Source organism: Skermanella sp. (assembly GCF_059503625.1).
The window spans coordinates 1-8,018 of sequence record NZ_JCACHA010000873.1 but is presented as its reverse complement, the minus strand read 5'-3'; the positions used below and the strand labels follow the sequence as shown (position 1 = coordinate 8,018).

Below are 8,018 nucleotides of genomic sequence, written 5' to 3'. Positions count from 1 at the left end.
CGCGGAAAGTGAAGGTCGCATCCGGCATGTTCGACACTCTGATGTGTTTGTCAGATAGTACGATGTAACACATATCGCGTTCAAAAATCATCCGGCAATTCAGCCGCGCAGGTTGGTCAAAAGCGAAGAGACAGCCGACAAGCAGGTGCGTCTTCACCTGTCAACTTTTTCGAGTTTTGGTATAGGACCGGCAGACATCTGCCGGTCTTCCTGCGAGGTCAGCGGCGTTGACCATGGGCTGCGCGCATTCGGTAGACTTGGCGGAGACTAACGCCAACCGTCGCCATCAGCCCCGAGGCTGGAAATGGCGAGGCACGTATCCGAAAGCGAATTCGATATCTTTGTCGTCGAAGCCCAGCTTCCGCATGACATCCGCTGCGGTGCAATGATCGACCGAGTGGCTGCCGACCTCTTCCGTTCTCCGGTGCGACGGCAACGATACAGCCTTCGCTTCTGAAGACGCGGGCCGCTCGGTGCGCAGATCATCGGCGACGAAACCGGTGAATGATCCAACTCGATATGCCATGGTGGTCATTGCTAAATCCCGCCTACGTATTGCTCGAACCTCGCAAAGGCCGGACCATCCGGGCCCAATGGAAGCTCACCGTACCAGGAAGCGTTTGTCCACGCCATTAGCGCCCGACCAACCGGGACGTACTGACCCGTGCTTTTCGAATGGATTAAGCATTCAGTTAAGGTCGGGCCGCCTCGCAGTTGCTCGTGCAACAGCCCACTGTCTCGGCGGCCGGCCCCTCGATTTGTATCGAGATCGTCAAACCCTACGACTCGGACTTTTTTTCCTTCCGGATCGCCTTTCCATCCCCGCCGGTAATCGCACCGCCCGGCATCTCGTCGCCGCCCAGTCCTGGCGCTCCGATATCCGGCAGGCCGGCGGGCGGGTCGTCGGTGTTGATCGTCGGATCGTCACTGTCGGTCTTGCCGGCGGGCTTATCGGGTTTGATGCTCGCGTTCACCTGATCTCTCCTGTTGGTTTTTCCGGTTGAACACCCGCCTGGAACAACAGCCGCCAAGCGGAACCATCACGATCCGCAACGATTGACGGCGTTCCCGATCTAGGATAAGTGTCCTTCCGTCAACACCCGAACCATGTCCGTCATTTCCATCCGCTGAAGCCTCGGCGGAAACGCATTCGCATGTCCGCATACCGGAGACCGCAGAATCATGACACTTGCTTACATTTGCGCACGCCAAGGGCATGTGAACATTCTTCGACGCACAGGACGGTTTCCGCTTGAAGGACATCCGGGCCAGCACCAATTACCATCCATGCAGATGGTAAGAGGATGGAAATGAGATGGCCGGCAACGTAACTGACATCAGATCGAAGGCGACCGACAGCGAGAAGATCACGATCAATCTCGGCTACGTGGACCTCGGCCACGTCGATCTCCTGGTGCAGGAAGGGTTCTACTCCAACCGCACCGACTTCATCCGGACCGCCATCCGCAATCAGATCGAGCGGCACGCGGACGTGGTCCGGCAGGCCGTGACCCGCAAGAGCGTCGATCTGGGCCTCCGCACCTTCACCCGCGAGGATCTTGAAGCGGCGAAGGAAGCGGGGCAGATGCTCGACGTCCGCGTCCTCGGCCTCGCAACCATCGCCCCCGACGTAACGCCCGAACTCGCCCGCGCCACCATCGCCTCCCTGACCGTGCTGGGGGCGCTGCACGCCAGCGCCGCCGTCAAGGCAACCCTGGCGGACCGCATCAAATAGCCGTTTCCGGCGGCGTCACGCGCCGCCGGCCCCGACACCGACCGAACCCAGCAGCGGGAGACGGCATCGTCCCTCGACCAGAGGACCTGCGCCCTCTCCCAGGCCCGCTTGCAAGCTTTGAAAGGCTTCGACATGTCCAACAGAATGTCCCTCGGAATGGCGGAAGCGACCCGCCTCACCACGACAGGCAACTTCGCAGAAGCGACCGCCCTGATCCAGCGCCTGCTCCAGGGCGGCGACATCCCGGAACCGGCGCGCACCGGTCCCGCTTCCACCGCCGCGTCTCCGACCATCATCGACGTGGAGCCGGTCGTCCTCGACGACGCCGATCCGCAGCCCACGACCAAGCCGAAGGCCAAAGCCGCCAAGCCCGAGCCCAAGCCAGCCTCCGGTTTTACCGGCAAGTTCCACCCGAAGCCCCGCACGGGTCTGGCCGAAACGCTGCGCGATCTCGCCGCCCGTGCCAAAACAGCCCAGTTCGACGCCGGCCAGTTCGACATGGGTAAGTTCGATATCGGTAAGTTCGATATCGGCAACTTCGACATCGGCGGCCTGAGCGGCCTCAATGGCTTGGGCGGCGCCGGTCTGCGCCCGGCAGCCGAGCCGCTGCCCGACGGCGCATCGTTCACCACCGCGACCTTCAGCAACCAGGCCGGAAGCCGCGACTACAAGCTCTACGTCCCGGCCAAGCGGACCGGCCAGCCGATGCCGCTGGTCGTCATGCTGCACGGCTGCACCCAGTCGCCCGACGACTTCGCCGCCGGTACCCGGATGAACGCGCTGGCCGAGGAACACGGCTGCATCGTCGTCTATCCGCAGCAGCCGTCCTCCGCCAACGCGCAGAAGTGCTGGAACTGGTTCACCCCCAACGACCAGGGGCGCGACCGGGGCGAACCGTCGATCATCGCCGGGATCACGCGCCAGATCATCGCCGAGCATCCGGTCGATGCCACCCGCGTCTACGTCGCCGGTCTGTCGGCCGGCGGTGCGGCGGCGGCGATCATGGGTGCCGCCTATCCCGACCTCTACGCCGCGGTCTGCGTCCATTCCGGCCTTCCGGTCGGCGCCGCCCGCGACATCCCCTCCGCCTTCGCCGCGATGCGCCAGGGGGGAGGGGGCACCGGAGCGGCCAGCACCCGCCCCGTCCCGACCATCGTCTTCCACGGCGACAAGGACTCCACGGTCAACCTCCGCAATGGCGACGCGGTGGTTGCCCAGGCCAAGGCCTCGGCGTCCGGTTTAACGTCCAAGGTGGAGAGCGGACAGGCGACGGCCCCCAACGGCCACGGCTACAGCCGCACCGTCCACGCCGATGCTTCTGGCAAGGCGCTGTGCGAGCAGTGGACGATCAAGGGGGCCGGTCACGCCTGGGCGGGCGGCAGCTCGTCCGGTTCCTACACCGACCCGCGTGGGCCGGATGCCTCGCGCGAGATGCTGCGTTTCTTCTTCGAACATAGCCTCTGAGCTTCACCACGCTTCAGAGACCGATCGATCGACCTTGGGCCGCGGGAAACCGCGGCCCTTTTCTTATGAGGGTCCTTATGGGGAATTCCATGACCGCAGGCTCACCGCTCCAGCAGCGCCCGCGCTATCGCCCGTCCTTCGGAATCGGTGCTCTCCGTGGCGGCCGGTTTGCCGGCACGGCGGTACCAGTAGCCGGCATTGCCGAGATCGCCCTCGATCCGGTGAAGCCAAGCGTGGACCCAGGCCCCGTCGGCGTCGTCCTCCATCGTCTGGGCGATCCCGTGCGCCGGTTCCCATTCGCCCCTCAGCCCAAGCCGGATGGCCTGAAGCAGGGGCGGCAGCTCGACCGCCGGCGGATCCTGCTCCAGGGATGCCAGGAATTGCTGCTCGCTGATCGTCGCCATGTCTCGTCGTCTCCTCTCGATCCGTTTCGGTGTACCGGCCCGCCGGTTGGTCAACCGAACGCCAAGCGGGACGTCCGGCCTCCAGCCCCCCGGCTCCATCAGGTCAATCCAACGCCAAGCGCCGTGGGCGCGGTCCGCACCTGAATGCGATTCGGGCGGTTCTGGTCAACTGAACGCCAAGCTCGGCCATGCCCCACACCCCCGTCAACCGACTAAAACGGGAGTCGGGGCCGATTCGAGTGGGTATCGTTGGCTCTTGGTTTACCTGGGTGCCCACCGCATTGGCGTTTGGTTTACCTGATGGTCGACCGCATTGGCGTTTGGTTCACCTCGGAGGTTCACCGGTTTGGCGTTTGGTTGACCCCAGGGAAAAAGATTTGGCGTTTGGTTGACCTGCGCGATTCATCGACTGTACGGGCGGACCTGCGGTGGCATCATGCATCCATGAGGAGGAGCCATGAGTGAAGGACGCCAGTTAGGCCTGTTCGACAGTCCCCTGCGGGGTGACGTCAGCAATGATCGCCGGATGATGGTCTGGGGCTTCTTCGCTCTCGATACCAGCCGGAAATCCATGGACCCGATCGTCTATGATGACGGTCTGCGCCGGATCGAGGTCAAGCCGAGTTATTCCGGCATGGCCAACGTCGTGGACAAGGACTTCATCATCTACATCGCCAGTCTGATGCGCGAGAAGATGGAGAAGGGGGAGCGGCCGGCGCAGAAGTTCACCTTCACCGCCAACGATTTCTGCCGGGTATCCGGCAAGGTCGTGGGCGGCTCCGCCTACGAGCAGATCCGGGAGAGCATCGACCGGCTCCAGGGCACCCAGATCAAGACCAATATCGAGACCGGCGGCGAGGGCGAGGATGCCTGGTTCTCCTGGATCTCGAAGGCCAAGATCAACTACCGCACGACCAAGGACGGCAAGAAGTCGATGCGCTCGATCACGGTCGAGCTGTGCGACTGGCTCTACCGCGCCATCCTGCACGACGACATGATGCTGACCTATAACCAGCGGTACTTCGAACTGGCGCCGCTGCCCCGGCGCATCTACGAGATCGCCCGCAGCCACATGGGCGGCAACGAGGGTTTCCGGATCAACCTGGAGTCCCTCAAGACCCATGTCGGCGGCTCGACCCCGCTCAAGGGGTTCAAGTATCTGGTCAAGCAGTTGCTGGAAGCGGACAGTCTGCCCGACTACGGCATAGCGCTGGCCAATCAGAAACGTCTGGAAGCCGGGCCGATGGAAGGCTCCGAACGCATTCCGCTGAAGGATGTCGCCGTCATCTTCTGGCGGCGCTCCTCCGGCAGGCCGGCGGACTTCACGACGCTGCCGTTCTGGAATCCGGAACTGTGAAGGCCCAGGAACGGAGTTTTGGAAGAATGAGGTTTTTTGACATGACGTAGCCGGAAAACAAGGAAAGGCCCGCCTGCCAGGGCGGACCTTTTCCCCGAATACAAGCGGCGGATGGAACCACCTACCTGTAGCCTCGACACCTCCAGAGTAGTCCGGTCCCGTCCTTCCTGACAAGCGAAAAGCCGGCCAGCGGTTTCTCGCCAGGGGAGGACTTTGTCCGCCGCGGGTCATCAACATATCCGCAGGGACATCATGGGCGCTCAACAACTGGGCAGTCGATGGGGAACCGTTGCCGCGTCGGTCATGCGCCGGCCCGGCCTCTCCGTGGCTGCCAAAGCTGTCTACGCCGCACTCGCGACCTATGCCGACCGCGTCGGCTGGATCTGGGTGCGTCAGGAAACCATCGCCTCCGACCTGGAGCGCTCGCGCGCCTGGGTTCACGCCGCCATTGCCGAGCTGGAAGAGCAGGGCCTTCTCCTGCACGACCGCCAGTACATCGAAGGCCGCCAGCGGGCCAGCCGCTACCGCCTTCAGGACGGCGTCGCGCGCCGCCGCAGCGATGCCGAATCGGAGGCGGCGGAGGTGTCAGAACAAGCTGACGCCGCTGTACAGCCCGCTGACACGAGTCATCACGACGAATCAAATACCTCTTTCTCAAGCTCAGCGCGCGAGCCGGTTGACCCTGTTTCGGCCGAGCCGGTTTCCGCCGACTGGGTTCCGACCGTGGACGACATCGCCTGGGCAAAGTCGCGGCATCCGAACCTCGACGTCCTGGCATTCACGGAAAGCTTCGTCCTGTCCTGCCGCGCCAAAGGCTACCGCTACGCCGATCCCTCCGCCGCGTGGCGGCGCTGGCTGATCGAGCCGAAGGGCAAGCTCCCGCAACTTCCAGCCGCCACCTCCTCCTCCGCCGCCAACGCCGCTCCCGCTCAGGAACCAGCCCATGAAACCCGCTCGGCAAAACCCCGGAACCGTGGTCCAGCTCACCCGTCCGTCCCAGCCGGCGGTTCCCTCTCCGACGACAACCGGCGGCGCGCGGCTGCCTGCCTGGACCGACTCATGGGCCGACGAGCCGGCGATCCATCTGCCGGACATGCCGGCTGAGATCGTCGACCGCCTGCCCGCCGCCGTGGCGCAGGCCCGTTCCGATCTGGCTCCGGGAGACGCCGGCGAAGTGCTGGCCGCCCTCACCACCCTGGCGTCGCGTCGAGGTTTCCCCTTGCCGGACGACATAGCACTGGAGATGGACGTCGAGGTCATGGCCGGCTGGCCGCGCGACCTGTGGCGGAAGGCGTTCCGCGCCGTCTGGGAACAGTTCGCCTACCGGCGCCTGCCGGAAGTCGCCGATTTCCGCAAACACATCGCCGCCGACCTGGAAGAGCGGCGCAGCCGCCTGGACCGGCTGGAATCGCTCCGTCTCAAGCTGGACACCGTGCGGCTGAAACGCCAATGGGACGAGGAGTCGCGGGCAAGGCGGTGCCGATGACGGACGGCTCAATACGAATTCACCACGATGCCCTGCCTGGCCGACATTGAGCCGGCGAGGCGCCACGCGTGGTAGTGCATGGCGGCACGCAATGCATAGACGAACAGCAGCACCGGACGCGGGTTGGTTCTGGCGAGCTTCAGGATGCGGCGGCGGTATTCCGCCTTCAGGTCCGGCTCCGTCACGCGCAGCATCACCCTTGCGAACAGCACGGCGGCACGCACCAGGAAGCGCGCCTGCTCGCGCCGTCTCAGCCATGGCCGCGTCGTCAACCTTGCGGTGCGTCCCTGGTCGCCCGACAGCGGGCCGGTGATGTAGAGCGAGTCCAGCCGGTCGAAATACGCCGCCGGCTCGCTCATGTCGCGCAGCACGCGGAGGTAGCCGTCGCGCAGCACCGCACGGTCGAGTTTCACCGGGATCACGTTGGTCCCGAAAGCGGAATCGTCGTCGGGGTCGAGCCGTCCTTCCGCCGCCAGCCTTGCGTGGAGCGGCGTGGTCGGGATCGCGTTCAGCATGCCGATCATGGAGCCGACGATGCGGGCCTCGCCGGCGAAGCGGAGCTGGGCGTCGAAGATGGTTTCGTCGTCGTGGTCGAAGCCCAGGATCATGCCGCTCCAGACTTCCATGCCGGCGGACTGGATCGCGTGGATCTTCTCGACCATGGTGCCGCCGCGGCGCAGGTTCTGGAGCTTTTTGGTTTCCCGCAGCGACTCCTCGTTCGGCGTCTCGATGCCGACGAAGACGTTGACGATGTTGGCATCGACCATAAGCTGCATCAGCGCCGGCTCGTCGGCCAGATCGAGCGAGGCTTCGGTGAAGAAGGTCAGCGGAAAGCCGCGCTCGCGCTGCCACTCGATCACCGCGCGGAGGACTTCGACGATGGCCTTCTTGTTCGCGATCAGGTTGTCATCGACGATGAAGACGATTTCCTGGCCCAGCCGGTGCAGTTGGTCGAGTTCGGCGATGATCTGCGGGACGGTCTTGATCCGGGGACGCCGGCCGAACAGAACGATGATGTCGCAGAATTCGCAGGTGAAGGGACAGCCTCGGGTGAACTGGACGTTGCCGAAGGCATAGTTCCGCATGTCGAGCAGGTCGAGGCGCGGCGCCGGCAGCTTGGACAGATCGGTCTTTTCAGCCTGCTCGTAGCGCGGCGCGGGGTTCCCGGCTTGCCAGTCCTCCAGGAACCTCGGCCATGTCTCCTCCGCCTCGCCGACGAAGACGGTATCGGCGAGGTGTCCGAAATAATCCTCCCGCACGCTGATCCAGGGGCCGCCGACCGCGACGAAAACGCCGCGCCGCTTCAGCTCCACCAGTATCTCCCGCATCCGGTGACGCTGGACGATCATGCCGGTCAGTCCGACGATATCCGCTCGGGCGCAGCGGCCGAAGTCGATCGGGCCGACGTTCTCGTCCATGATCGTGACGCTGTGGCCGGGCGGCGTCAGCGCCGCGATCAGCGGCAGGGCAGCCGGGGGCATGTTGGCCCGGCGTCCCATCAGGGGCAGGGCGTGCTCCAGCCCCCAATACGACATTTCGAACCGAGGGCTGATGAGGACGATGTCTGCCATG

Annotated in this window: 9 protein-coding genes; 5 read left to right on the top strand and 4 right to left on the bottom strand. The window is 64.5% G+C overall.

Annotated elements, in window-relative coordinates; genetic code table 11:
* Positions 1-286: 286 nt before the first annotated feature.
* On the bottom strand, positions 287-535 hold the full coding sequence (locus AC5JJ6_RS31795; RefSeq protein ID WP_496045886.1) for a hypothetical protein: 249 nt from the start codon (positions 533-535) through the stop codon (positions 287-289).
* Positions 536-779: 244 nt separating this feature from the next.
* Positions 780-974, bottom strand: coding sequence for a hypothetical protein (locus AC5JJ6_RS31790; RefSeq protein ID WP_496045885.1), 195 nt, complete (start codon positions 972-974; stop codon positions 780-782).
* A gap of 341 nt (positions 975-1,315) precedes the next feature.
* Here AC5JJ6_RS31790 and AC5JJ6_RS31785 point away from each other — a divergent pair, with 341 nt between their 5' ends.
* Positions 1,316-1,735 carry a CopG family transcriptional regulator gene (locus AC5JJ6_RS31785; protein WP_496045884.1) on the top strand — a complete coding sequence of 140 codons (420 nt, stop codon included), beginning with the start codon at positions 1,316-1,318 and terminating at the stop codon, positions 1,733-1,735.
* Positions 1,736-1,867: 132 nt separating this feature from the next.
* Positions 1,868-3,199 (top strand): extracellular catalytic domain type 1 short-chain-length polyhydroxyalkanoate depolymerase, encoded by a 1,332-nt coding sequence (locus tag AC5JJ6_RS31780; RefSeq protein ID WP_496045883.1) that lies wholly within the window; start codon positions 1,868-1,870, stop codon positions 3,197-3,199.
* Between the two features lie 101 nt (positions 3,200-3,300).
* Here the strand turns inward: AC5JJ6_RS31780 and AC5JJ6_RS31775 are convergent, their stop codons facing one another.
* Complete coding sequence (locus AC5JJ6_RS31775) at positions 3,301-3,603, bottom strand: hypothetical protein (protein WP_496045882.1); 303 nt, start codon at positions 3,601-3,603, stop codon at positions 3,301-3,303.
* 457 nt (positions 3,604-4,060) lie between these two features.
* Here AC5JJ6_RS31775 and AC5JJ6_RS31770 point away from each other — a divergent pair, with 457 nt between their 5' ends.
* From AC5JJ6_RS31770 to AC5JJ6_RS31760, 3 genes are all read left to right on the top strand, one after another.
* Positions 4,061-4,960 carry a replication initiator protein A gene (locus AC5JJ6_RS31770; RefSeq protein ID WP_044430613.1) on the top strand — a complete coding sequence of 300 codons (900 nt, stop codon included), beginning with the start codon at positions 4,061-4,063 and terminating at the stop codon, positions 4,958-4,960.
* Between the two features lie 252 nt (positions 4,961-5,212).
* Entirely contained in the window at positions 5,213-6,064 is an 852-nt protein-coding gene (locus AC5JJ6_RS31765; RefSeq protein ID WP_496045881.1) for a helix-turn-helix domain-containing protein, read from the top strand.
* Entirely contained in the window at positions 6,054-6,446 is a 393-nt protein-coding gene (locus AC5JJ6_RS31760) for a hypothetical protein (protein ID WP_496045880.1), read from the top strand. Before AC5JJ6_RS31765 ends, AC5JJ6_RS31760 begins: the two co-directional genes overlap by 11 nt.
* 8 nt (positions 6,447-6,454) lie before the next feature.
* Here AC5JJ6_RS31760 and AC5JJ6_RS31755 read toward each other — a convergent pair.
* Positions 6,455-8,018 (bottom strand): B12-binding domain-containing radical SAM protein (locus tag AC5JJ6_RS31755; RefSeq protein ID WP_496045879.1); only part of this gene is annotated, 1,564 nt, incomplete at its 5' end.